25 protein-coding genes are annotated in these 24,255 nt (G+C 73.0%); 12 read left to right on the top strand and 13 right to left on the bottom strand.

Going from position 1 to position 24,255, the window contains the following annotated elements; translation table 11 throughout:
* Nucleotides 1-93 precede the first annotated feature (93 nt).
* Nucleotides 94-888 (bottom strand): VOC family protein, encoded by a 795-nt coding sequence (locus OG386_RS25145; protein WP_328789991.1) that lies wholly within the window; start codon nucleotides 886-888, stop codon nucleotides 94-96.
* Nucleotides 889-1,207: 319 nt separating this feature from the next.
* Here OG386_RS25145 and OG386_RS25140 point away from each other — a divergent pair, with 319 nt between their 5' ends.
* On the top strand, nucleotides 1,208-1,855 hold the full coding sequence (locus OG386_RS25140; RefSeq protein ID WP_328789990.1) for a TetR family transcriptional regulator: 648 nt from the start codon (nucleotides 1,208-1,210) through the stop codon (nucleotides 1,853-1,855).
* 55 nt (nucleotides 1,856-1,910) lie between these two features.
* On the opposite strand, the gene OG386_RS25135 is transcribed toward OG386_RS25140, so the two are convergent.
* A complete protein-coding gene (locus OG386_RS25135; protein ID WP_328789988.1) occupies nucleotides 1,911-2,384 on the bottom strand; it encodes a nitroreductase family deazaflavin-dependent oxidoreductase in 474 nt (157 codons plus the stop codon).
* Entirely contained in the window at nucleotides 2,384-3,715 is a 1,332-nt protein-coding gene (locus OG386_RS25130; RefSeq protein ID WP_328789987.1) for an acyl-CoA dehydrogenase family protein, read from the bottom strand. The genes OG386_RS25135 and OG386_RS25130 overlap by 1 nt, the downstream gene beginning before the upstream one ends.
* Nucleotides 3,716-3,993: 278 nt before the next feature.
* Between OG386_RS25130 and OG386_RS25125 the strand changes: the two genes are divergently transcribed.
* Entirely contained in the window at nucleotides 3,994-5,136 is a 1,143-nt protein-coding gene (locus tag OG386_RS25125; protein ID WP_328789986.1) for a thiolase C-terminal domain-containing protein, read from the top strand.
* Between the two features lie 24 nt (nucleotides 5,137-5,160).
* Here the strand turns inward: OG386_RS25125 and OG386_RS25120 are convergent, their stop codons facing one another.
* Nucleotides 5,161-5,367 (bottom strand): DUF4287 domain-containing protein, encoded by a 207-nt coding sequence (locus OG386_RS25120; protein ID WP_327384749.1) that lies wholly within the window; start codon nucleotides 5,365-5,367, stop codon nucleotides 5,161-5,163.
* A 262-nt stretch (nucleotides 5,368-5,629) separates the two neighbouring features.
* Between OG386_RS25120 and OG386_RS25115 the strand changes: the two genes are divergently transcribed.
* A complete protein-coding gene (locus OG386_RS25115; RefSeq protein WP_328789985.1) occupies nucleotides 5,630-6,331 on the top strand; it encodes a pyridoxine/pyridoxamine 5'-phosphate oxidase in 702 nt (233 codons plus the stop codon).
* A 19-nt stretch (nucleotides 6,332-6,350) separates the two neighbouring features.
* On the opposite strand, the gene OG386_RS25110 is transcribed toward OG386_RS25115, so the two are convergent.
* Together OG386_RS25110 and OG386_RS25105 are read right to left on the bottom strand one after the other, a co-directional pair.
* Complete coding sequence (locus OG386_RS25110; protein WP_384835654.1) at nucleotides 6,351-6,773, bottom strand: Zn-ribbon domain-containing OB-fold protein; 423 nt, start codon at nucleotides 6,771-6,773, stop codon at nucleotides 6,351-6,353.
* On the bottom strand, nucleotides 6,770-7,222 hold the full coding sequence (locus OG386_RS25105; protein WP_328789983.1) for a DoxX family protein: 453 nt from the start codon (nucleotides 7,220-7,222) through the stop codon (nucleotides 6,770-6,772). Before OG386_RS25105 ends, OG386_RS25110 begins: the two co-directional genes overlap by 4 nt.
* A 205-nt stretch (nucleotides 7,223-7,427) precedes the next feature.
* Between OG386_RS25105 and OG386_RS25100 the strand changes: the two genes are divergently transcribed.
* From OG386_RS25100 to OG386_RS25085, 4 genes are all read left to right on the top strand, one after another.
* Entirely contained in the window at nucleotides 7,428-8,630 is a 1,203-nt protein-coding gene (locus tag OG386_RS25100; RefSeq protein ID WP_328789982.1) for a flavin-containing monooxygenase, read from the top strand.
* Nucleotides 8,627-9,199, top strand: coding sequence for a hypothetical protein (locus tag OG386_RS25095; protein WP_328789981.1), 573 nt, complete (start codon nucleotides 8,627-8,629; stop codon nucleotides 9,197-9,199). Before OG386_RS25100 ends, OG386_RS25095 begins: the two co-directional genes overlap by 4 nt.
* A gap of 221 nt (nucleotides 9,200-9,420) precedes the next feature.
* On the top strand, nucleotides 9,421-11,655 hold the full coding sequence (locus tag OG386_RS25090) for an acetate--CoA ligase family protein (protein ID WP_328789980.1): 2,235 nt from the start codon (nucleotides 9,421-9,423) through the stop codon (nucleotides 11,653-11,655).
* Nucleotides 11,656-11,806: 151 nt separating this feature from the next.
* Entirely contained in the window at nucleotides 11,807-12,610 is an 804-nt protein-coding gene (locus OG386_RS25085; RefSeq protein WP_328789979.1) for an enoyl-CoA hydratase/isomerase family protein, read from the top strand.
* 7 nt (nucleotides 12,611-12,617) lie between these two features.
* Here OG386_RS25085 and OG386_RS25080 read toward each other — a convergent pair whose 3' ends face one another.
* Together OG386_RS25080 and OG386_RS25075 are read right to left on the bottom strand one after the other, a co-directional pair.
* Nucleotides 12,618-13,403 carry a VOC family protein gene (locus tag OG386_RS25080; RefSeq protein ID WP_328789978.1) on the bottom strand — a complete coding sequence of 262 codons (786 nt, stop codon included), beginning with the start codon at nucleotides 13,401-13,403 and terminating at the stop codon, nucleotides 12,618-12,620.
* A gap of 98 nt (nucleotides 13,404-13,501) precedes the next feature.
* Complete coding sequence (locus OG386_RS25075) at nucleotides 13,502-14,431, bottom strand: hypothetical protein (protein WP_328789977.1); 930 nt, start codon at nucleotides 14,429-14,431, stop codon at nucleotides 13,502-13,504.
* 155 nt (nucleotides 14,432-14,586) lie between these two features.
* On the opposite strand from OG386_RS25075, the gene OG386_RS25070 reads away from it, so the two are divergent.
* Both OG386_RS25070 and OG386_RS25065 read left to right on the top strand, forming a co-directional pair.
* A complete protein-coding gene (locus tag OG386_RS25070; protein WP_328793346.1) occupies nucleotides 14,587-15,204 on the top strand; it encodes a flavin reductase family protein in 618 nt (205 codons plus the stop codon).
* A gap of 147 nt (nucleotides 15,205-15,351) precedes the next feature.
* Nucleotides 15,352-16,284 carry a D-alanyl-D-alanine carboxypeptidase family protein gene (locus tag OG386_RS25065; protein WP_328789976.1) on the top strand — a complete coding sequence of 311 codons (933 nt, stop codon included), beginning with the start codon at nucleotides 15,352-15,354 and terminating at the stop codon, nucleotides 16,282-16,284.
* Nucleotides 16,285-16,372: 88 nt separating this feature from the next.
* Here OG386_RS25065 and OG386_RS25060 read toward each other — a convergent pair whose 3' ends face one another.
* The 3 genes from OG386_RS25060 to OG386_RS25050 are packed head-to-tail and all read right to left on the bottom strand — an operon-like array spanning nucleotide 16,373 to nucleotide 19,586.
* Nucleotides 16,373-17,440 carry a Zn-dependent alcohol dehydrogenase gene (locus OG386_RS25060; protein WP_328789975.1) on the bottom strand — a complete coding sequence of 356 codons (1,068 nt, stop codon included), beginning with the start codon at nucleotides 17,438-17,440 and terminating at the stop codon, nucleotides 16,373-16,375.
* Nucleotides 17,437-18,648, bottom strand: coding sequence for an acyl-CoA dehydrogenase family protein (locus tag OG386_RS25055; protein ID WP_328789974.1), 1,212 nt, complete (start codon nucleotides 18,646-18,648; stop codon nucleotides 17,437-17,439). Before OG386_RS25055 ends, OG386_RS25060 begins: the two co-directional genes overlap by 4 nt.
* A gap of 26 nt (nucleotides 18,649-18,674) precedes the next feature.
* Nucleotides 18,675-19,586: an SDR family oxidoreductase gene (locus OG386_RS25050; RefSeq protein WP_328789973.1), complete on the bottom strand. Its 912-nt coding sequence runs from the start codon at nucleotides 19,584-19,586 to the stop codon at nucleotides 18,675-18,677.
* Between the two features lie 120 nt (nucleotides 19,587-19,706).
* On the opposite strand from OG386_RS25050, the gene OG386_RS25045 reads away from it, so the two are divergent.
* The 3 genes from OG386_RS25045 (at nucleotide 19,707) to OG386_RS25035 (ending at nucleotide 22,275) form a co-directional block, all read left to right on the top strand.
* Entirely contained in the window at nucleotides 19,707-20,633 is a 927-nt protein-coding gene (locus OG386_RS25045; RefSeq protein ID WP_328789972.1) for a cyclase family protein, read from the top strand.
* A gap of 151 nt (nucleotides 20,634-20,784) precedes the next feature.
* Nucleotides 20,785-21,471, top strand: a complete 687-nt coding sequence (locus OG386_RS25040; RefSeq protein ID WP_328789971.1) for a hypothetical protein — start codon at nucleotides 20,785-20,787, stop codon at nucleotides 21,469-21,471.
* Between the two features lie 186 nt (nucleotides 21,472-21,657).
* The gene (locus OG386_RS25035) at nucleotides 21,658-22,275 is read left to right on the top strand and encodes a TOPRIM nucleotidyl transferase/hydrolase domain-containing protein (protein ID WP_327384734.1); all 618 of its coding nucleotides are present in this window, start codon (nucleotides 21,658-21,660) and stop codon (nucleotides 22,273-22,275) included.
* Between the two features lie 197 nt (nucleotides 22,276-22,472).
* On the opposite strand, the gene OG386_RS25030 is transcribed toward OG386_RS25035, so the two are convergent.
* A complete protein-coding gene (locus OG386_RS25030; RefSeq protein WP_328789970.1) occupies nucleotides 22,473-22,949 on the bottom strand; it encodes an ATP-binding protein in 477 nt (158 codons plus the stop codon).
* 387 nt (nucleotides 22,950-23,336) lie between these two features.
* A complete protein-coding gene (locus OG386_RS25025; protein ID WP_328789969.1) occupies nucleotides 23,337-24,251 on the bottom strand; it encodes an acyl-CoA dehydrogenase family protein in 915 nt (304 codons plus the stop codon).
* Between the last annotated feature and the right edge of the window lie 4 nt (nucleotides 24,252-24,255).

Below are 24,255 nucleotides of genomic sequence, written 5' to 3'. Positions count from 1 at the left end.
GGGCGATACGGACGGGATACGGACGGCATACGGACGGGATGCGGGCCCCGCGGCCCGGTGGGCGCGGGGCTACGCGTCCTGCTCCGCGTCCGACTACGCGTCCGGCTTCGTGCGGGGTTCCGAGAGCAGCCCGAAGACCGCCCCCTGGTTGTCGGCGACGACCGCGATCCGCCCGTAGGGGGTGTCGAAGGGATCGGCGGTGACCCGGCCGCCGAGCCGCTGCACCGTGGCGACGGTCTGATCGCAGTCCGGTACGGCGAAGTAGGCGAGGAAGTGCGCGGGCATGGCTTCGGGGAAGGCGTCGGTGATCAGGCTGCGGCCGAGGACGGCGGTGTCCGTGCCGGGCGCGGTCCCGGGCGGGGACCAGATGCGGTACTCGACGCCGGCGTCGTCCTGGTCCTGGGGGACGTAGCCGAAGACCTTGGCGTAGAAGACGTCGACGGCGTCGCGGGCGCGCGTGTAGACCTCGCTCCAGCAGTACGTGTACGGCTCCCCCTGGGCGTCGAAGCCGTGGTGGGTGCCGGGCTGCCACAGGCCGAAGACGGCGCCGCCGGGGTCGGCGGCCATCGCGGCGGTGCCGTACGGGCCGACCGGCATCGGGTTCATCACCATCTGGCCGCCGGCGGCGCGGATGCGTTGGGCGCAGGCGTAGGCATCGGTGGTGTAGAGGTAGATCCCCCAGACGGTGGGCATGCGGCCGTCGGGCTTGGGGGCGAGGGCGGCGACGTTGCGACCGCGGCTGTAGGCCTGGGTGTAGTGGCCGTACTCGGCGCCCGCAGCGTCGGCGAAGGTCCACCCGAAGAGCTCACCGTAGAAGCGCTTGCCCGCCTCGACGTCCGGAAGCGAGGCGTCCACCCAGCAGGGTGCGCCTTCCACGAATGCGGCCATGGGCCCGTTTCCTTCCGTTGTGCGGGGGTGTGTACCCTCCCAACCCTCTCAGCCATGATCCGCCCGAAAACTTGTCCACAGCCTGTTGATAAGACTATTCGGGGGAAACCCTGCGGAAGCGGGCGACACGCCCGGGCCCGGGCGCGGGGCGCGGGTGGCGCGGGGACACGGCCCGGCCGGGGGCGCGCGGGAGCCGATTTCCGTCCGGAATGCGCCTGCCCGGCCGCCCGGGATCCCCTTAGGCCCAGGCCAGGGACCCCGTAACCCCATTTGCAGGCGGCCGAATAGCGCCCCGATCACCCCTCGGTAAGCTGACGGCATGACAGGACAAGTACGCACCGTCGACGGGCGTGTCGCCGGCCGGCGCGGCCAGGCGACGCGGCAGAAGCTGCTCGACTGCCTCAGCGAGATGCTCAGCTCCTCGCCGTACCGCGACGTCAAAGTGATCGACGTCGCCCGCAAGGCCGGTACCTCCCCCGCGACCTTCTACCAGTACTTCCCGGACGTCGAGGGCGCCGTCCTGGAGATCGCCGAACAAATGGCCACCGAGGGCGCGCAGTTGACGTCGCTCGTCGAGGGCCGGACCTGGGTCGGCAAGTCAGGGTGGGCCGCCGCCGAGGAACTCGTCGACGGCTTCCTGGAGTTCTGGCGCCGCAACGACGCGATCCTTCGGGTCGTCGACCTCGGCGCGGCCGAGGGCGACAAGCGCTTCTACAAGATCCGCATGAAGATCCTGAACTCGGTCACCAACTCCCTCACCGAATCGATGAAGGAGCTCCAGGCCAAGGGCAAGGTCGACAAGGACATCAGCCCCGCGGCGATGGCCGGTTCGCTGGTCGCGATGCTGGCCGCGGTCGCCTCGCACCAGAAGGGCTTCCAAACCTGGGGCGTCAAGCAGGCCGAGCTCAAGCCGAACCTGGCGCTGCTCGTCCACCTCGGCATCACGGGCAAGAAGCCCACGAAGTAGCGGCGGCCCCCGGACGCCCTCCAGGGGCCCGCCGACCACGCCCGATCGCCTGCGATCAGCGACGCTCCAGGCGGAACAACCGGATCTCGCGCTCGATGCGCGCCTGGTACGTCGCATACGGCGGCCAGAACCCCAGCACTGCCTGCCACGCCTCCGCGCGTTCCTCACCCGCCAGCAGCCGGGCCCGGACGGGAATGTCCCGGCCTTGCCAACTCACGTCCGCCTCAGGGTGCTTGAGTAGGTTCCCGGTCCATGCCGGGTGCCCGGGCCGGCCGAAGTTGGAGCCGATCAGGATCCACGTCGTCCCGCCGTCCTCCGGCATGCAGGCGAGCGGGGTCGTGCGCGGCTCACCGGTCTTGGCACCCTTGGCGGTGAGGATCACGCCCGGCAGCATCTGGGCGCTGAGGATGACCTTGCCGCGGGTCAGCTTGTGCACCGCCTTGTCCAGGGCGGGGATGAAGTGCGGTGCGATCTTGGCGAAGAGCACGGTCGAGGAGACCTTCTGCATCAGCTTGACGCCGGGAGCCATCAGACGGCCACCTTCTCTTGTGCGGGCGGGGGCGTGGGTGGGGGCGTGTTCGTGGGTGCGGACGCGGACGCGGACGGGGTGGGCAGCCCGGGCGCGGCAGGGTCCGTTACCAGGCCGGTCGCCGGGCCTGCCACCGGGCCGCTCGCCGGGTCCGCGAACAGGCCCGCGCGGTCGGCGGCGTGCGCCCGCAGCCGGTGGACCGGGCCGAACAGCAGCTCGTCGGCCGCCGCCCGCTTGAAGTAGAGGTGCGCGTCGTGCTCCCAGGTGAAGCCGATGCCGCCGTGCAGCTGGATCGCCTCGCCCGCGGTCACCCGTAGCGCCTCCAGGGCCTGGGCCAGCGCGAGGCCGCCCTGGTCCGGGTCCCAGGCGGCGTAGTAGGCCGCCGAGCGGGCCGCTTGCACCTGCACGTACAGGTCGGCGAGGCGGTGCTTGACCGCCTGGAAGGAGCCGATCGCCCGGCCGAACTGCTCGCGCTGGCGTACGTACTCCACCGTGCGGGCCAGCACCTGACCGGCCGCGCCGACCGCCTCGGCGGCCAGCACGGCAGCGGCGGTACGCCCGGTGGCGGCGAGCGCGCCGAGCACATCGGCCCCTTCGCTGCCGAGCAACTCGGCCGGCACGTCCCGCAGTTCGATCTTGGCCTGCGGGCGGGTCTCGTCCAGGACGGCCTGCCGGGACCGTACGAGCCCCGGCGCGTCCTCCCGTACGAGGAACAGGAGCGTGCGGCTGCGCGCGAAACCGCCGGTGTGCGCGGCGACCAGCAGGAGCCCGGCGCTGTGCCCGTCGAGCACCTGGGCGGCTTCCCCGTACAGCCGCCAGCCGGTGCCGGCGGTCTCGGCGGTCTCGGCGGCCGCGGCCCGGGCCTGGACACCGCCCGCGCGGCCACCGCCGGACCACTGTCCGGAGGCGTCCTCGCCGGTCAACGCGAGGGCGGTGGCCAGCGCCGGGCCGCTGACGGCGAGGGCGGCGGTCAGCCCGCCCGTCGCCAGCGGCGGCAGCAGCGCGGAGCGCTGGGCGTCGGTGCCGAGGGCGGCGATCAGGGGCACGCACAGCGCGGCGGTGGCCAGCAGCGGCGAGGGCAGCAGCGCCCGGCCCGTCTCCTCGCAGGCCAGGGCCAGGTCGGCGGAGGTGCAGCCGACACCGTCGTACTCCTCGGCGACGGCGATGCCCGGCAGCCCGAGCTGCCGGGCCAGCTGCTGCCAGAGCTCGCGGTCGTGTCCGGCGGTGGTGCGGACGGCGGCCTTGACCTCGTCGGGGCCGCAGCGTTTGCCCAGGATCTCGCGCAGGGTACGGCGTATCTCGTCCTGCTCCGCGGTGAAGGCGGCATCCATCGTCGGGCTCCTCCCCGTGTCTGACGGGCCGTCATATTAGGCCCGGCGGGGCCAGAAGCACAGGGGGTGACGGGGGCCGGTTGCGGGGCGGGGTCTAGCGTCTGACGCATCGTCAGATATACCGTCCCCTCATGCCTGGACCCTCATCCGGACCCGTCTCCGGACCCTCATCCGGACCCGTCTCCGGACCCACGACCGGACCCGCGACCGGACCTGCGACCCACCCAGCGACCCACCCAGCGACCGGACCCGCACCCCGCACCCGCCGGAGGGTCGCGGTGGTCGGCGTCGCCCTCTCGGACTGCGGCCGGGTCGACGGCCCCACCCCCTACGCCCTGCACGCGCAGGCCGCCCGGCGCGCCCTGGCCGACTCCGGCCTGCAGCGCTCCGTCATCGACGGCTTCGCCTCGGCCGGCCTCGGCACGCTCGCACCGGTCGAGGTGGCCGAGTACCTGGGCCTGCACCCCACCTGGGTCGACTCCACCTCGGTCGGCGGCTCGACCTGGGAGGTCATGGCCGCCCACGCGGCGGACGCGATCGCCGCCGGGCACGCCAACGCCGTACTCCTGGTCTACGGCTCCACGGCCCGCGCGGACATCAAGGCGCGGCGCCGCACGTCCAACCTCTCCTTCGGAGCGCGGGGACCACTGCAGTTCGAGGTCCCGTACGGCCACACGCTGATCTCCAAGTACGCCATGGCCGCCCGCCGCCACATGCACGAGTACGGGACGACGCTGGAGCAGCTCGCCTCCGTAGCCGTACAGGCCCGGGCGAACGCGGCCACGAACCCGGACGCCATGTTCCGCGACTCGATCACGGTCGAGAACGTGCTCGGCGGTGACATGATCGCCGACCCCTTCACCAAGCTGCACTGCTGCATCCGCTCGGACGGCGGCTGCGCGGTGCTCCTGGCGGCGGAGGACTACGTACCGGACACCGCGAAGGCCCCCGTCTGGATCCTGGGGGCCGGCACGTCCGTCTCCCACACCACCATGTCGGAGTGGGAGGACTTCACGGTGTCCCCGGCGGCGGTCTCGGGCCGCATCGCCTTCGAGCGGGCCGGCCTCACCCCGGCGGACGTGGACCTCGCGGAGATCTACGACGCCTTCACCTACATGACCCTGGTGACCCTGGAGGACCTCGGCTTCTGCGCGAAGGGCGAGGGCGGGGCGTTCGTGGAGAAGGGCCGCCTGCTGCGCGACGGGGAACTCCCGGTCAACACGGACGGAGGCGGCCTCTCGGCCTGCCACCCCGGCATGCGCGGACTGTTCCTCCTGGTCGAGGCGGTCCGCCAACTCCGGGGCGAGGCGGGGGCCGGCCAGGTCACCAAACCCGGCGGCCGCCTCCCGGAGGTCGCCCTGGCCTCGGGCACGGGCGGCTGGTTCTGCTCGTCGGGAACGGTCCTGCTGGGGCGGGGGTGACCGGCCGCCGGGGGCAGGGGCGGCCTACTTCCCCTCGGCGAGGGTGTGGGCGACGAGCGCGTTGGCGTGACCGTGCCCCAGACCGTGCTCGGCCTTGAGCCACGACACGAGTTCCATGTGCTTGGTCAGCGGCGAGGACCGGATGAGGTCCTGCCACTCCCCGATCGGGCGTCCGTACTTCTTCTCGATCGAGGGGAAGTAGCTGGCGGGGCCCTTGACTGTCTCGGCCATGATGCGTGTCCCTCCGGGGGGTGGTGCGGGGTGTGCGCGGGTGCGTGCGCGGTGCGGTGCGGTGCGGTCTCTTAGGTATGACCGCGTCGGGGAGGAGAACTCATCGGTGGGGCGAAAGATTTCTTCGGGGGCGGGGCGGGGGCTTCGGCGGGCGGGAGCCGGTTGGGCGGGAGCCCCCACCCCAACCCCGCCCCGCCCGGCGCGTCGCCCGCACCGGCGTCCCCCTGGTCCCCACCCCGCCCTCTGCTGTTGCATGAGCCTCATGACCAGCGATGCCAGCGGATCCGGCCAGGCCGGCGAAGCCGCCCCCGACGCATTCCGCACCACCCTGCATTCCCTGCGCGTGTGGGACTCCCCGCTCCCCGGGTTCGACCCGGCCGCCGCGCCCGGTGAGCCGTTGGCCCTGTTCCGGGAGTGGTTCGTGCATGCCGCACGGGCGGGGCAGTTGGAGCCGCACACCATGACTCTGGCGACCGTGGACGGCGACGGGCGGCCCGACGTGCGGACGTTGATGCTGCACGACGTCGACGCGCGGGGCTGGCACTTCGCCTCGCACGCCACCAGCGCCAAGGGCGTGCAGCTGGCCGGGCACCCGGAGGCCGCCCTCGGGTTCTACTGGCCGACCGTGGGCCGCCAGGTCCGCGTCCGGGGCCGGGTCACCGCCTGCGGGCCCGAGGAGAGCCGGGCGGACCTGGCGGTCCGCTCGCGGGGTGCGCTCGCCGCCGCGCTCACGGGGCGCCAGAGCGAGGTGCTCGGCTCCGTGGAGGAGCTGGCGCGGGTCTCGGCGGCCGCCTGGGAGCGGGCCGGCGCCGAGCCGGACGCGCCGGCCCCGACCTGGACCCGGTACGTGCTGGACCCCACCGAGGTGGAGTTCTTCCAGGGGGACGCCGCGCGCCGGCACGTCCGCCTGCGGTACTCCCGCACCGCAGGCGGCCCCTGGGAGCGCGAGCTGCTCTGGCCCTGACCCCCGGCCCGTAGGGCCCTCAGTCCGGTGCCGGCCGGAAGACCGCCACCCACACCCCGTCCGCGGCCTCGCGGAAGGTGACCGTCAGCGGCATGCCGATGCGCAGGTCCGCCGCCGCGCAGTCCACCACCTCGGTCATCATCCGCGGGCCCTCGGCGAGGTCGACGACCGCCGCCGCGTACGGGACGCGCGTACCGAACGGCGGGAGGTCGTTGCGGTGGATCACCGACCACGTGTAGAGGGTCGCCCGGCCGCTCGCCGGCTCCCACGTCACGCGGTCCTCGCCCGCCCAGCAGAACGGGCAGAACTCGCGCGGGTAGTGGTGCGCCCGCCCGCAGTCGGCGCAGCGCCGCAGCAGCAGCCGGCCCTCCGCGGCCGCGTCCCAGTAGGGGCGGGTGAAATCGTCCGCCTCGGGGAGGTCGTACCGCACCGTGCCGGTCACAGGAACAATCCGATCGCCGCGTCGAGGGACCAGGTCTGCCAGGACATGGCGAGGAGCGCGACGAGGGAGATGAGCGCCATCATCGCGTTCTGGCCCTGCTCGGCCCAGTCGTGGATCATCAGCACGAGGTAGAGCAGGTTCAGCAGGAGTCCGCCGATCAGTGCGACCGGGGTCAGGAAGCCGAGTACGAGGCCCAGCCCGAGGGCGAGTTCCGCGTAGACGACGGTGTACGCCATCGCCTTCGGCCGCGGTGCGACGACCAGCTCGAAGCCGCCCTTGACGAAGGTCCAGCGGTGCTTGTTCGCGACGTCGGCGGCCCAGGCGATGCCGGTGCCGCGCTCGAACCAGCCCTTCTTGTCCTTGTGCCGCCAGCTCTCCAGCCACCACAGGCCGAGGCCTATCCGGAGCACGGCGAGCCATTCGGCCCCACTGAGCCAGATGGTCTGCATCGGCAGCCCCCACCCCTCTCGCGATCGATGCGCACGCTCTATCTGACGGTACGTCAGTTGAGCGGATCCGGGGCGATCGCGCAAGGCCCCGGCCGGCCGCGGATCCGTGGCCCCGCGGGCACCGCGCGCGCCCGTGATCGATCCGCAATCGATTCCCCGCCCGACCGAGACCCATCAACCCAGCGTGGCGATACGATCACACTTCATGCCCGGAGACCCCACAGCACCCGACATGACCACCCAGCCCCGCCCCGTGTACGTCATCGGGGCCGGCCCCGGCGGCCTCGCCGCCGCCGCCGCGCTGCGCGCCCGCGGGGTCCGCGCGGTGGTCGTCGAGAAGTCCGACGCGGTCGGCGCATCCTGGCGGCAGCACTACGACCGGCTGCGCCTGCACACCACGCGCCGACTCTCCGCCCTCCCGGGCCTGGCCATGCCGCGCCGCTTCGGACGCTGGGTCGCCCGCGCCGACGTCGTGCGCTACCTGGAGCGGTACGCAGAGTTCCATGAGCTGGAGCTGGTCACCGGTGTGGAGGTGACCCGGATCGAGCCCGCCGGGCCCGACCCCGAGGGCGAGGGCGGCTGGACCCTGCACGCCAGCGGTGGCCGGGAGCTGGCGGCCGCGGCCGTCGTCATCGCCACCGGGTACAACCACACGCCCGCGCTCCCCGACTGGCCGGGCCGGGACGCGTACGAGGGCCGGCTGCTGCACGCCCGCGAGTACCGCAACCCCCGGCCGTACGCCGGCCAGGACGTCCTCGTCGTCGGCGTCGGCAACACCGGCGCCGAGATAGCCGTCGACCTCGTCGAGGGCGGCGCGGCACGGGTGCGGCTCGCCGTGCGCACCGCGCCGCACATCATGCGCCGCTCCACCGCCGGCTGGCCGGCCCAGCGCAGCGGGATCCTCGTGCGCCGGCTGCCGGTGCGGCTCGTGGACCGGGTGGGTCGGCTCGTCGCCGGGGCCTCCGTGCCGGACCTGTCGGCGTACGGGCTTCCGCGCCCGGCAGCCGGCCTGTACAGCAGGGTGAAGCAGGGGTCGATACCGGTTCAGGACGTCGGCCTGATCGACGCGGTCCGCAGCGGCAGGGTGGAGCCGGTGGCCGCCGTCGAGTCCTTCGACGGCGCCGAGGTGGTGCTCGCGGACGGTTCGCGGATCACCCCGGACGCGGTGATCGCGGCGACCGGCTACCGCCGGGCGCTGGAAGGGCTGGTCGGCCACCTCGGGGTGCTCGACGAGCGCGGCCGCCCGCGTACGCACGGCGCCCGCACCCCGGAGCAGGCCCGCGGCCTGTACTTCACCGGATTCAGCAACCCCATCAGCGGCATGTTCCGGGAGATGGCCATGGACGCGGAGAAGATCGCCAAGGCGGTCGCCCGCCGCCTGCGCACCACCGGGGGAACGTCGCGATGAGCAATTCCGATGCCGCCGCCGTCCTGACGACGCCCGACCTGGAGGAGGCGATCCGCGCCGTGCGCACCCTGCTGGACATCGCGGACACCTCGGGCGGGGAGGTCGACTTCGAGGCCGTGATCCGGTCGCCGGAGGTCCTGGCCCGTGTGCTCGAGGTGCTGCCCGCCCTCAAATGGCGGTCCATGGACGCACCCGAGCAGGCCTCGTCGGAAGCCGGCGACGACCCGGCGCGGTGCCTGCCGATCGCGGTGTTCGACTGGTGCCACCCGCTCGAACTCGCCGAGCCGTTCATCGCCGCGCTGGGTCCCGACCCGGCGGCCGTCCGGTTCGATCTGAACGCCTGGCCCGAGGTGCCCGAGGCCGGACTGGAGCGCGTCTCGCAGAAGTACGCGTACCTCACGCTCTCGGTCAACTCCCGAGACCTCTACCAGTGCGAGCTGTCCGAGGACCACACCGTCCACGTGCACGTGCGGAACACCGCCTGGCCCGCGCACACCGCCCGTGTCCGGTGGCTCGCGGATCAGATCGGCGGCCGGTTCACCGGCCGGGTGGAGACGGCGCTGCTGTGAGCTGCCGGGCGGCCGGGCGGGGCGGACCCGCCCGGTCGCCGTGTCGGCCGAATCGCGCCCTGGACCGGCCCCGGCGGGATCTGTCACCGTTCACTTCAACACACCACCTCCACACCTTTCCTGCGCAGCCCTGTTCCTGACGGAACGTCAGTTCAGTAATCTGACTGCACGTCAGTTATTGAGTTCCATCGAGGTTCATCGAGCAGGAGCGGGCGGCAACGATGCTTGGATCTACTCACGGCACCCTCACCACCGACTTCCGCGCACGTGTCGAGGCCTGCGGGGAGTCTCCCAGGACCGCCGTCCACTCGTCGGCGGCCCCCTCCGCCGACGACGCGGTCCCCCTGGACGTCAGCGGACGACCGCTGTACGCCGAGGTCCCCGACCTCGACCGGTTCTTCCGGCCCGAGTCCGTGGCCGTCATCGGGGCCTCCGACGCGGAGGGCCGGCCGAACACCGGGATCACCCGTCAGCTCATCGCCTGGGCGGAGCGCGTCGGCGCCCGGATCCACCCCGTGCACCCCACCCGCCCCACCGTCTTCGGGCTGACCTGCCACGCCACCGTGGCCGACCTGCCCGAACAGGTGGACCTCGCCGTCCTCCTCGTCGCCGACCCGCTCCCCGTCATCGAGGAGCTGGCCGAGACCAAGGTCAAGTTCGCGGTCGCCTTCGCCTCCGGCTTCGCCGAGACCGGCGAGGCGGGAGCCGCCGCCCAGGAGCGGCTCGGCGCCGCGGTCCGGGGCTCCGGCCTGCGCCTGCTCGGCCCGAACACCAACCTCAACGCCTTCGAGGAGTTCCGCGAGGACCTCGACGGCCCGGCGATCGCCCTCATCACCCAGTCCGGCCACCAGGGCCGGCCCGTCTACACCCTCCAGGAGCTGGGCATCCGCCTCTCCCACTGGGCGCCCACCGGCAACGAGGCGGACCTGGAGACCTCCGACTTCATCTCCTACTTCGCCGAGCAGCCCGAGGTCGGGGCCATCGCCTGCTACGTGGAGGGCCTCAAGGACGGCCGGTCCTTCCTGCTCGCCGCCGACCACGCCGCCCGCAACGGCGTCCCCGTCGTCGCCGTCAAGGTCGGCCGCACCGAGACCGGCGCCCGGATGGCCGCCTCCCACACCGGGAAGTTGACCGGCGCCGACACCGTCGTGGACGCCGCCATGCGCCAGTTCGGCGTCATCCGCGTCGACGGTCTCGACGAGCTCCAGGACACCGCGGCCCTGCTCGCCCGGGCCCGCAGGCCCAAGGCGGACGGGGTCGTCGTCTACTCCATCTCCGGCGGCACCGGGGCCCACTTCTCCGACCTGGCCACGGAGGCGGGCCTGACCCTGCCCACCCTCTCGCAGGCCAAGCAGGACGAACTCCACCAGTGGATCCCCGGGTACCTGAACGTCGCCAACCCCGTCGACAACGGCGGTCACCCGGTGGGCGACTGGCGCGGCCGCAAGATCATCGACGCGATCCTCGCGGACCCGTCCGTCGGCGTCCTGATCTGCCCGATCACCGGCCCGTTCCCGCCCATGAGCGACAAGCTCGCGCAGGACCTGGTGGACGCCGCCGAGCAGAGCGACAAGCTGGTCTGCGTGATCTGGGGCTCCCCCGTCGGCACCGAGGACGCCTACCGCACCACCCTCCTCGGCTCCTCCCGCGTGGCCACCTTCCGCACCTTCGGCAACTGCATCACCGCCGTCCGCGCCTACCTCGGCCACCACCGCTTCACCGCCGGCTACCGCTCCCCCTTCGAGGACGCACCGCGCACGCCCTCGCCCTCGTACCGCAAGGCGCAGGCCCTCATGCGGCCGTCCCAGCAGCTCAGCGAACACGCGGCGAAGCAGCTCCTGCGCGCCTACGGGATACGGGTCCCCCGCGAGCAGCTGGTGACCAGCGCGGCGGCTGCGGTCCGCGCGGCCGGGCTGGTCGGGTACCCGGTGGTGATGAAGGCCTCGGGCCCGCAGCTGGGGCACAAGACGGAGCTCGGCCTGGTGAAGATCGGCCTCACCTCGGCGAGCCAGATCCGTGACGCGTACCGGGAGCTGACCGACATCGCGCGCTACGAGAACGTGCCGCTGGACGGGATCCTGGTCTGCCAGATGGTGGAGCGGGGCGTGGAGATGGTCGTCGGCGTGACCCAGGACGACCTCTTCGGCCCCACCGTCACCGTCGGGCTGGGCGGGGTCCTGGTGGAGGTCCTGCACGACGCGGCGGTCCGCGTGCCGCCGTTCGGCGAGGACCAGGCGCGGGCGATGCTGCGGGAGCTGCGCGGGCATGCGCTCCTGGAGGGCGTACGGGGGGCGCCCCCGGCCGATGTGGACGCCCTGGTGGAGGTCGTCCTGCGGATCCAGCGGATGGCGCTCGAGCTGGGCGACGAGCTGTCCGAGCTGGACATCAACCCGCTGATGGTGCTCCCCCGGGGGCAGGGGGCGGTGGCGCTGGACGCGCTCGCCATCTGCCGCTGAGCTGCGCTCCTGCCCCGCCGCTTCCCGGGGCTCCGCCCCGGACCCCGTACGTGCGCTGCGCGCCCGTGCGCTCAATCGCCGCGCGGGCTGGGGATTCCGGCCCCGCCGGCGGCCCGGCCGCGTCCGTCCACCCGCGAAGGGGAGTTCACCCATGACCGCCGCCCCCGAGGACGAAGTCCTCCACCGGATCGAGAGCAACGTCTCGTGGATCACCCTCAACCGCCCCGAGGCGATGAACGCCGTCACCTGGGACCAGCGCGAGCGCGTCATCGCGCTGCTCGGCGAGGCCTCCGCCGACCCGGCCGTGCGGGCCGTCGTCGTCACCGCCACCGGCAAGGGCTTCTGTGCGGGCGCCGACCTGCGCGGCGGCCCCGCCGCCGGTGGGGAGCGCGTCGCCGGCGACGTCGCCCGGATGATCCGCCTCGGCGCGCAGCGCCTGATCACCGCCGTGCTCGACTGCGAGAAGCCCGTCCTCGCCGCCGTCAACGGCACGGCGGCCGGTATCGGCGCCCACCTCGCCCTCGCGTGCGACCTCGTGATCGCCGCCGAACCGGCCCGTTTCATCGAGGTGTTCGTCCGGCGCGGTCTGGTTCCCGACGGCGGGGGCGCGTACCTGCTGCCCCGGCTCGTCGGCCCGCAGAAGGCCAAGGAGCTGATGTTCTTCGGCGACGCCGTCCCGGCCGCCGAGGCCGAACGCCTGGGCCTGGTCAACCGGGTGGTTCCGGCCGAGGAGTTGGAGGCGACGGCCCGGGAATGGGCCGAGCGGCTCGCCCAGGGGCCCACCCGGGCCCTGGCCATGACCAAGCAGCTGGTCAACGCCTCCCTGGACGGCGACCGGGCGGCCGCCCTGGCCGCCGAGGCCACCGCTCAGGAGATCAACATGACCACCGCCGACGCGAACGAGGGCGTGGCGAGCTTCGTGGAGCGCCGCACGCCCAAGTACCTCGGCCGCTGACCCTGGACTACATCCGCGGGTCGGGCTTGAGCAGCGCGAACACCGCTCCGGCCGGGTCGGCCAGCCAGGCGATCCGGCCGACCTCGGGGAGGTCGGTGGCCGGCATGATCACCGTTCCGCCGCCCGCCTTGGCCGCCGCGACGATGGCGTCGACGTCCGCCGAGGCGAAGTACGGCACCCAGCGCGCCTGCTCCTCCCCGCCCTCGCCCAGGAAGGGGGCGACCCCGCCGAAGGAGGCGTCCTGCTGGTCACCGTCGGCGGTGCTCAGTACCCGGTACGTCATTCCGGGCGCGGGCATCTCGGCGCTGCGCCAGCCGAACACGCCGGCGTAGAAGGTGATGTCGGCGACGGGGTCCGGCACGTGGAGTTCCGTCCACACCAGCGTGTTGTCGGCGGAGGTCAGCTGGAGTCCTTTGGTCTTCCCGGGCTGCCAGCAGGCGAACTCGGCGCCCTGCGGGTCGGTGAACTGGGCCAGCCAGCCCTCTCCCATGACGTCCATGGGCTCCGTCCGGACCGTGCCGCCGCCGGCGGTGACGGCCGTCGCGGTGGCCTGGATGTCGGGGGTCATGAAGTGCTGCATCCAGGCGGACGTGGCCCCCTCCTCGGTGAGCGGCCCGAGTGCGGCGACGGTCTTGCCGTCCACCTGGAAGAACCCGTACCCGCCCGCCTCGGGTCCGGCGGAGACGAACTCCCAGCCGAGGACGGCGCCGTAGAACGCGGCGGCCGCCGCGGTGTCGGGGCTGCCGAGGTCGAGCCAGTTGGGTGATCCGGTGGTGAAGTCGGTGCCGAGCATGGGGTCCTCCCGGGACTACGGCGGCGGTACGAGGTCGCTGCCACGATGCCGAGCCTCCACCCGCGCCCGGGCGTACGGACCCACGGAGGCGGGGGGTTTCACCCGTGTGGGGGTACGGGCACGCGGCGCAGGATCCGCAGCCCGCCGGCGTCCGGGTCGCCGACCACCTGGAACAGTTCGGGCCGGTCCACGGTCCCGGCCACCTGCCAGGTCCGCTCCCAGCCGGCGCAGTCCGTGACGCTCAGGTCCACTCCGGCGCGCTGGTGGACGCGGGTGTCGGCGGGCCGTTCCTGCCAGGTGCCGGTGGCCGTGCAGCGCGTCACCACGTGGTCGGAGCCTCCCGCTCGGCGCCGGTCCACCGGGAGGTCCTCGACCACGAGATCGCCGCCCTCCCGGAGCCGGACCACCCCGCCGTCCGTCCCGCGCCACTCGCCCGCGTACTGCGCGCGTGCCAGCCGGGGCGGCTCGAATTCACCCAGTGCGGCTCCGTCCGTCAGCTCGAGCCCGACGATCAGGGCGGTCAGCGCGAGCACCCCGGACAGAGCGCTCGCCACCGTCCCGACGAAGGCGGTCGACCGGGTGCTGCGCAGCCCCAGGCCCGCCACCAGCAGGGGGAGTGCGCCGCTGCCCCCGATCCAGGCGAGCGAGGCGGCGTACGGGGCCCCCGCGCACCAGGGGAGCAGCGCGCAGGCCGCCGATGCCCCGAGGAGGTAGGCCGGTGCGACGAGCCGCCGGCCGGTCCGGCGGGACAGGGCCAGGGCGGGGCGGGTGAAGACGAGGGCGTGCAGGACGGCGGCGCCCAGGAGCAGGACGGAGGTGATCGCGGCCGCCGCCAGGAAGAGCACGAGCACGCCGAATCCGGGTCCCGGACCGAGGCCGTAGTCGTCGCTCGGGGGTGTGAGTATCCACCAGAGGACGGCCCCGATCAGGAGCTGTCCGGCGAAGACGACCTCCGCGCCGGGGGCCGCGGCCCACCCTCCGCGGTCGCCCGCCCGTGGCACCCGTCCCGCCCGCACCGTTTGCACCATGCCGACCACCCCACCCCGACCTGAACGCGTTCAATTACCCGGGGCGAGACTCTACACCAGACTTGAACGCGTTCAATCAACAGGACCCACATCCCCACCCCTTCCTATCTGACGGGCCGTCAGCTTCAATCATTGCTGTGATGGGACATGCAGGGATGGCGGCCACCGTCGTCCGATACCTCAGGTCAGTGGGCTCCCCCACCTCCGCCCCGGCGCAGCGGGAACCCGAGTCCGTCGACGCCCTGCCGCGTCCCGACCTGCGCGCCGTCGGCGAGGACGAGCGCGCGCCGGTGTCCCCCGCCGAGTTCCGGGCCGTACTCGGGAACTTCGCCAGCGGGGTCACCGTCATCACGGCACCGCCCGGCGAGGACGCGCAGGGCCCGGCCGGCTTCGCCTGCCAGTCGTTCGCCTCGCTGTCCCTCGACCCGCCCCTGGTCACCTTCATGGTGGCCCGTACGTCGACCACCTGGCCGCGGATCGCCCGCGCCGGGGTGTTCTGCGTCAACATCCTCGGCGCCGAACAGGGTGAGTTGTGCCGGTCCTTCGCCGTCAGCGGCGCGGACAAGTTCGCCGGGGTGACGCACACGCCCGCACCCGTCACGGGATCGCCGCAGCTCGACGCCGTGCCCGCCTGGATCGACTGCCGGATCCAGGCCGTCCACACCGGCGGGGACCACCTCATCGTCGTGGGCCGGGTGGTGGCCATGGGTGCGGCCGGTGAGGGCGAACCGCTCCTCTTCCACAAGGGCCGCTTCGGGCGCCTCGCCGACTGACCGACCGGCTCGCCGGCCTTCCTGCGGCAGTTCGATGTCCCCGCGCCCGTCCGCTGCGTAAGCTCCCCCAGGGGCTGGGGCGCCTCGGCGTTGGGGCCCCTTCGGAATTCTTCGGAAACGCGGGGATTTGATTTGATACTGAACCTGATGCGCCGCACGCGCGGCGCGATCGCCGTCACGGTCGCCACCGGGGCCTTCCTGGTGGCCGCTGCGCCGGCCTCGTCGGCGGCTCCGGTCGCCGCACCTCCCGTCACGGCCGCCGGCTCGATCCTGATCGACGGCACCAGCGGGGCCACGCTGGCCAGCAAGGACGCTGACACCCAGCGGCAGGGGGCGAGCACCACGAAGATCATGACCGCCCAGGTCGTGATGCGCACGCCCAACCTGAACTACGACCAGAAGATCACCATCAAGCAGGAGTACGTGGACTACGTCGTCCGCGAGGGCGCCAGCTCGGCCCACCTGAAGGTGGGTTCCACCCCGACGGTCCGCCAGCTGCTGTACGGGCTGATGCTCCCGTCGGGCTGCGACGCGGCCTACGCGCTCGCCGACACCTTCGGCAAGGGCGCGACCACGCAGGCCCGCACGGCGGACTTCATCGCACAGATGAACGCCAAGGCGAAGTCGCTGGGCATGACCAAGACCGTCTACGACTCCTTCGACGGCATCTCGCCGACCGGCAAGAACCTCACCACCGCCCGCGACCTGGCGAAGCTCACCAAGTACGCGATGTCGGGCGTCACCTTCCCGAAGATCGTGGCGGCGAAGACCTACAGCACGGGCGGCACCTCGACCGACGCCACGTGGGGCAACAGCAACCTGCTCATCAGGGAGCGTCCCACCGGCTACGCGTACCCGGGTGCGATCGGTGTCAAGACCGGCACCGGCACCGCCGCGGGCAAGTGCCTCGTCTACTCCGCGACCCGTAACGGCAAGACCGTCATCGGCGTCCTGCTGAACGACGAGGAGCGCTACGCGGACTCGATGAAGCTCATGGACTGGGCGCTCGGTTCGAGCGCCGGCTCCGGGGCGGCACTGCAGCGCGGCAACACCGACCCGATCCCGGACGTCCTCGACTGACGGTGACACGGTTCACGGCTCCTCCGCCGGCGGGTGCGATCCCGCCGGCGGGGGAGCCGAGCCGTTTCCGGGGAGCGGTGGCCGCGCGTCAGAAGGTGAGCACTCCCCTGGCCACCCGTCCGTGGTGGGCGTCGTCCACGGCCTTGGCGAAGTCCTCGACCGGGTAGACCTCCGTCACCAGTTCGTCCAGCAGCAGCCCGCCCTGCCGGTAGAGCTCGGCGTAGAGCGCGATGTCGCGCTGCGGGCGGGAGGACCCGTACCGGCAGCCCATGATCGTCTTGTCCAGGTACATGGACGACACGAGGAACGACGCCTCCTCCCGGAAGCCGGGCACGCCGAGCAGGACCGCCTGGCCGTGCCGGTCGAGGAGGTCGATCGCCTGGCGGATCAGCTTGACGTTGCCCACGCACTCGAAGGCGTGGTCGGCGCCGGTCGGCAGGATCTCGCGGACCGCCGCCGACGGGTCGGTCACGGCGGACGCGTCGATGAAGTGCGTGGCGCCGAACTGCCGGGCCACCGCCTCCTTCGCCGGGTTCGCGTCCACCGCCACGATCGTCGTGGCGCCCGCGATCCGGGCCCCTTGCAGCACGTTCAGCCCGATGCCGCCGGTGCCTATGACGACCACCGTCTCACCGCGGTCCACCCGCGCCCGGTTCAGTACGGCCCCCACCCCCGTGAGGACCCCGCAGCCGATGAGCGCCGCCGAGGTCAGCGGGATGTCGGCCGGGATCTTCACGGCCTGCACGGCCTTGACCAGCGTGCGCTCGGCGAAGGCGGAGTTGGAGGCGAACTGGAACAGCGGCTTCCCGCCCCGCGAGAACGGCTGGCCCGGCATCCCGATCGCCTTGCGGCACATCGTCGGCCGACCCCGGTCGCAGTCCGCGCACGCCCCGCAGTTGGCCAGGGTGGACAGCGCCACGTGATCGCCCGGCACCACGTGGGTGACGCCCGGGCCCACCGCCTCCACGACCCCCGCGCCCTCGTGCCCGAGCACCACCGGCGGCGGGAAGGGGATCGTCCCGTCGATCACCGACAGGTCGCTGTGGCACAGCCCGGCCGCGCCGATCGCGACCAGCACCTCCCCCGGCCCCGGGTCCCGGATCTCCAGGTCGTCGACCACCTGAGCCTGCTTGCCGTCGAACACGACGCCTCTCAACTGGACTCCTTAGGCAGGCCGAGCACGCGCTCGGCGATGATGTTCCGCTGGATCTCGTCCGAGCCGCCGTAGATGGTGTCGGCGCGGGTGAACAGGAACAGGCGCTGCTCCTCGTCGAGTCCGAGTTCGTACGGGAGCCCGGGCGCCCAGCCCGCCGGCCCGGCCGTGGCCGCCGCGCCGCGGACCTGCACCGCCAGCTCCCCGAGCCGCCGGTGCCAGCCACCCCACAGCAGCTTCGCCACGCTGGGCGCGCCCGCGCCGCCCGCGCCCCCCTCGGCGCCGAGGGTGCGCAGCGCGTTCCACCGCATCGTGCGCAGCTCGGCCCATTGCCGGACCAGGCGCTCCCGCAGGACGGGGTCCCCGGCTCCCGAGGCGGCCCGCGCCGCGTACGCGGCCAGGACGCGCTCCAGTTCCGCCGCGAAGCCGATCTGCTGGACCAGGGTCGAGACGCCGCGCTCCAGGGCGAGCAGGCCCATGGCCACGGTCCAGCCTTCGCCCTCGGCGCCGACGACCTCGGCTGCGACCGCCCCGTCGAAGAAGACCTCGTTGAACTCGCTCGTGCCCGACATCTGCCGGATCGGCCGGACCTCGACGCGGCCGGGCTGGTCCATGCGGACGAGCAGGAACGAGAGCCCCCGGTGCCGGCGCGAGCCGGGCTCGGTGCGGGCGAGCACGAAGCACCAGTCGGCGTCCTGGGCGAGCGAGGTCCAGATCTTCTGCCCGGTCACCCGGTACAGGCCGTCGGCCGCGTCCCGTACCGCGGCCGTACGGATGCCCGCGAGGTCGGATCCGGCGCCCGGCTCGCTGTAGCCCTGGCACCACAGCTCCTCGCCCCGCGCGATGCCGGGCAGGAAGCGGCCCTGCTGCTCGGGCGACCCGTAGGCGATGAGCGTCGGGGCGAGGAGGTTCTCGCCGATGTGGCCGACCCGGCCGGGCGCGCGCAGGGCCGCGTACTCCTCGGCCCACACCACCTGGCCGGTCAGGGACAGCCGCCGGTTTCCCCACCCGTCGGCCTCCCAGCCCTGCCCGATCCAGCCGCCCCGGCCGAGCTCGCGCTCCCAGGCCCGCCGGATCCCGGCCCCCTCGTGCTCGCTGCCCGGCCCGCCGAGGCCGACGGCCCGTGCGTACGGGCCCACGAGGTGCTCGGTCAGCCACGCCCGGGCGCGCCCGCGCAGCTCCTCGTCCTCGGCCCCGAAGCTGAAGTCCACGCCGCTCCCCCTGGTCCTGTCCGGTCCTACGCGTTGGGGCGGTCCTTGGCGGCCGCCGCCTTGGCCATGGCCTCCAGTTGCGCGAGCATCGGCATCGGGTCGGTGCCCACCGTGCCGGGCAGGAAGTCGGCGATCTTCTCCGGCGTCCAGGAGCCTTCGGCGTATCCGGCGCGCAGCTCGCGCGGCTGCGCCCAGACGGCGATCTTCGGGCCGGCGATCGTGTAGACCTGGCCGGTGATGTCCTCGGCCCTGGCCCGGTCGCTGAGCAGGTAGGTGACCAGCGCCGCCACGTCCTCGGGTTCGCCGATCTCCTTGAGCTCCATGGGGACGCCCGCGGACATGCGGGTGCGGGCGACGGGTGCGACGGCGTTGGCCGTGACCCCGTACTTGGCCAGGCCCAGTGCGGCGGAGCGGACGAGCGAGATGATCCCGCCCTTGGCGGCGCTGTAGTTGGCCTGGGCGACGGAGCCCTGGTGGTTGCCGCTGGTGAAGCCGATCAGGGTGCCCGTGCCCTGCCTGCGCATGACGGCGGAGGCGGCGCGGAAGACGGTGAAGGTGCCCTTGAGGTGGGTGGCGACGACCGGGTCCCACTCCTCTTCGGACATGTTGAAGAGCATCCGTTCGCGCAGGATGCCGGCCACGCACACGACGCCGTCGATGCGGCCGTACTGCGCGAGCGCGGTGTCGACGAGGCGCTGGCCGCCCGCCATGGTGGAGATGTCGTCGGCGACGGCGACGGCGCCCCCGCCGAGTGCGGTGATCTCCTTCACCACGGCCTCGGCGATCTCGCTGGTGGGCTCCGCGCCCTCGATCCCGACCCCGTAGTCGTTGACGACGACCTTGGCGCCCTCGGCGGCCGCGGCGAGTGCCACGGCCCGCCCGATGCCCCGGCCGGCGCCGGTGACGGCGACGACCTTGCCTGCCAAGAAGTTCCCCACGTCCGGCCCCTTCCCGCGATTTCTGACGGACCGTTAGATTCTATGGTTAGTCAGATGCACCTGCACAAGCCCTCGTTGCCGTCGTAACCGCCGCATCCACGCAAGGAGCTGTCGACGCCCATGACCCTGCCCGCCGAGTTCCACGACATCGCCAAGCGCGTCAACAACTGGGGACGCTGGGGCGCCGACGACGAGATCGGCACCCTGAACCTGATCACCGACGAGGTGGTCCGGGGCGCCGCGGCACAGATCCGCACCGGCCGCCGGATCCCGCTCGCCCTCCCGCTCAAGGAGGACGGGGTCCAGGTCGGCATGATCCCCGGCCGGATCAACCCGCTGCACACGATGGTGCAGATCAACCAGGAGCTCTTCGGCCCCGGCACGGTGGCGTGCAGCGACGACGCCGTGAGCATGGGCCTCCAGGCGGGCACCCACTGGGACGCCCTCACCCACGTCTCGCACTCGGGGAAGATCTACAACGGCCGCCCGGCCGGCACCATCACGGCGCACGGCCGCGCCGAGTTCAGCGGCATCGACAAGGCCGGCCACATCGTCTCGCGCGGGGTGCTCCTCGACGTCGCGCGCGCGAAGGGGCTGGACCGGCTTCCGGGCGACCACGCGGTGACCCCCGGGGACCTCGACGAAGCCGCGGAGTTCGGTGGGGTCACCGTCCGCCCCGGGGACATCGTCCTGGTCCGCACCGGCCAGATACAGGCCTACCTGGCGGGCGACAAGCACGGCTACGGCTTCCCCTCGCCCGGGCTGTCGATCCGTACGCCCGAGTGGTTCCACGCGCGGGACGTGGCGGCCGTCGCGAACGACACCCTGACCTTCGAGATCTTCCCGCCGGAGATCGAGAACCTGTGGCTGCCCGTGCACGCCCTCGACCTGGTCGAGATGGGCATGCACCAGGGCCAGAACTGGAACCTCGAAAAGTTGTCCACAGCCTGTGCAGAAGAGAACCGGTACGCGTTCCTCCTCTCCGCGATGCCGGAACCCTTCGTCGGCGGCACCGGTACCCCCGTGGCCCCGGTGGCCGTCCTCTGAGCCCGGCGGGGCCGGCGCCGGCGGACCCGACGAACCCGGCCACCCGCGGACCGTCCCGGTGGAACCATGAGGTGGACATGACGCGTCACCGTACGCGCGTCACCCCCCGCCCCCACCCCGTCCCCACCACGTTCCCGCAGGAGAAGCCCGCATGACCAACCCGTACCAGGTAACGCCGCCACCTGCCCCCAGACGCCGCTCGGGCGGCAACATCGTCACCGTCATCGTGCTCGCCGTGGTCATCATCGGCGGCTACTTCGTCTTGCAGTCGCTCCGCAAGGACGACGGCAAGCCATCGGCGTCCCCCTCGGCCTCCCCTTCCGCCAAGCCCAGCGCCAAGGACCCCGGATCCCCCGAGTCCTCCTCCGACACCTCCAGCGCGTGGAAGGTCGGCGACTGCGGCGGCCCCGACCCGGCCAAGGCCCCCGACGGATACAAGCGGACGGGCTGCTCCGACTCCGGGGCCACCTTCAAGGCGATCGACATCAAGGAAGCCAGCATCCTCCCGGGCGCGATCCAGTGCCCGCCCGGCACGGACCTGATGATCGACGTGAGCATCTCCTACGGCGGCAAGTCGAGCGGCATCCCCACCAACACGGTCTGCGGCCGCAACCTGTCGGGCGAGCACCCCGGCGACGCCGGCGCCGGCGGCGGCCAGTTGGTGAAGGGTGACTGCGTGACCTCCCAGGCCAAGGAGGTCGCCTGCGGCGGCTCGGGCGCACTGAAGGTCCTCGGCCTCGTCAAGACGCAGGCCGAGTGCCCCTCCGGCACCACCGACCCGATCAAGCTGACCATCGCGATCGGCCGCCCGTACGACGTGATCTGCACCGACGGCTAGCCACCCTTCGAGAGCCGCACCGGCGGCGGTGGCGCACACCGCTTCGTGACACCGCCGTCGCTGCCGGTCAAAACCTCGAGCCGGCACGGCGGTTCAGCGCCCCGATCGGCCGCGACCGCCGGCTCAGGAGCCGATCGCCGCGGAAAATTCCGTGCCCCCGCGGCGGTGAAGGCGCAGACTCACCCCATGGCGGACATGCAGGCGTTCCGGGCAGCGGTCGACGACTGGGCGAGCGGCGGTTCCGGCGGGGCCGCGAGCGAGCTGGCCGCCCACCTGGACGTGCGGACGGCGGTGCTGCTGGAAGGGCCCAGCGACCTCGCGGCCGTCGAGGCGCTCGCCGCGCGGCGCGGCCGCGACCTCGCCGCCGAGGGGGTGTGCGTCGTACCGATGGGCGGGGCGATGAGCGTGGCCCGCTACACCGGCCTCCTCGGGCCGCCCGGCCTCGGCCTGCGCCTGACCGGACTGTGCGACGAGCGCGAGCAGCCCTTCTACGACCGGGCGCTGGAACGGGCCGGGGCACCGCGGCAGGGCTTCTTCGTGTGCGTGGCGGACCTGGAGGACGAACTCATCCGCGCACTGGGCACCGCGAGGATCGAGGAGATCCTCCGGGCCGAGGGCGATCTCCGGTCCTGGGAGACCTTCGGGCGCCAGCCCGCCCAGCACGGTCGGCCCCGGCAGCAGCAGTTGCGCCGCTTCCTCGGCACGAAGAAGGGACGCAAGATCCGCTACGGCCGTCTCCTCGTCGAGGCCCTCGACCCCGACCGGGCGCCGGCCCCGCTCGACGATCTCCTCGCGAGCCTGTGACCGATCGGGCCGGGCTGCTCGGTGCAGCCCGGCCCGGCGGGTTCTTCGGGTGGCGGCGACGCGCATGCACGCCCCGAGCGCGGCACGGCGGCCGCCACCCCACGACCCGCACTCGTCAAGGCTTGCCCTTGGCGTCCCCTCGCGTCGAATCGCTCCACACCAGGGTGATCAAGATGTGACGAACCGTCAACACCTCGTTAGAGGTACACGCGCGGTTCCCGCGGTGGAGTATGGCTTTCCGACGGGCCGTCCGAGGGCCTCTCGGACGCGCAGTCCGAGGTCGTCTTCTGCGCGCGGTCGATCTCGCACCAGATCCGTTTACCCGCGCCCTCGCGCTGCCAGCCCCAGCGGTCCGCCAGCCCGTCGACCAGCTCCAGGCCGCGACCGCCCGTGTCCTCCCCGCACGCCTGCCGGCGGTTCGGCGCCCGGTCGCTCGCGTCGGCCACCTCGACCCGCACCCCCGGCCCCCCGAACAGCATCCGCAGCACGGCCGGACAGCCCGTGTGCACGACCGCGTTCGTGACCAGCTCGGAGATCAGCAGGATCAGCGTCTCGGCGAGCGGCTCGTCGTCCCCTATGCCCGAACCCGCCAACCGGGAACGCGCCCACCGGCGGGCCCGGCCGACCTCGGCGGGATCCGCACCGACCTCCAGCTGAACCTGAAGCACCTGCACCGCTCACACCATCCGAACCGGCGGACACTTCGCCTCGCGACAGGACGGGACCACCGACTGTGATCCCCTTCCGTAGCAGCATGGTTGACGTACAGTCACCACAACAAGCGCTTCGGGCATATTCCCGCGCGAAGGAGTGGGCGTGGTGCATACTGTGCGACGCTCGCGCCGCTCAACCGCTCGCATTCGTGGGAGCGTACCGGAGCAGGCCCCCGCTTCCGGGGCGCAATGAGTCGGGCGAAGGACACAAACCGATATCAACTCTCTGTAATCGGACATGCGTCCCGCGCCGTCCCTGCCGTGCCTCCATGTCACCGTGAGCAACGCCCGCCGAGCACCTCCGGCCGACGGGCCCTGCCCCACCCGGACGCGGCGCACCCGCCCCGCCTACCCCGCCTGCCCGGCCTCCTCCACCGAGCCCAGCAGCTCCTGCGCCAGCAGCTCCTGCGCCTGCGCCGCCGTCCGCCACTGCTCGGCCCGCACCCAGGCCCGCTTCAGGTGCAGGTGCACGTCCGCCTCCCAGGTGAAGCCCATCCCGCCGTGCACCTGCAGGCAGTCCCGGGCACCCTGCACCGCCGCCCCGTCCGCCAGGAGCTTGGCCGCGGCCACCTCGCCCGCGTCCCCCGTCACCGCCGCCGCGTAGACCGCCGTACGGGCCACCTCCGCCCGCACCAGCATCCGCGCACACAGGTGCTTGACCGCCTGGAACGCCCCGATCGGCTGCCCGAACTGCTCGCGCTCGCCCGCGTACCGCACCGCCAGCTCCACCGTCCGCAGCGCGCTCCCGAGCTGGAGCGCGGCCGTCAGCAGCGCCCCCGCCTCCCGGTACGCCGAGGCGTCGCCCGCCACCGCCACCCGGTGCAGCGGGGTCAGCGGGTCCACCGAACGCACCGGCTCGCCCGCGGGCACCCCGGACGCCCCCAGCACCGCGTCCGCCTCCCCGAGGTGGGCCACCAGCGGCCCGTCCAGGTCGAAGGCGCTCACCACCGCCTTCCCCGCCGCCGCCCCCGGGACCACCCCGGCGGCCAGGTGCGTGGCCACCAGCGGCCCCGGCACCAGCGCCCGTCCGGCCTCCTCGAAGACCAGCACGGCCTCGGGCAGCCCCAGGCCCACACCGCCCTCGGATTCCGGCAGGCGCAACGCGAAGAAGCCCGCCTCGCCGAGCTCCCGCCACAGTGCGCGGTCCACGCTCGCGCCCGTGTCCACCGACGCCCGCAGCGCCTCGCGTCCGTACCGGCCCGCCAGCAGGTCCCGTACGCCCGCCCGCAGGTCCTTCTGGTCCTCGGTCGGCTGGAAGTCCACGCCC

The organism is Streptomyces sp. NBC_00273 (assembly GCF_036178145.1).
Taxonomy (GTDB): domain Bacteria; phylum Actinomycetota; class Actinomycetes; order Streptomycetales; family Streptomycetaceae; genus Streptomyces.
The sequence above is the reverse complement of the archived record's forward strand: the minus strand, read 5'-3'. Positions and strand labels throughout refer to the sequence as shown.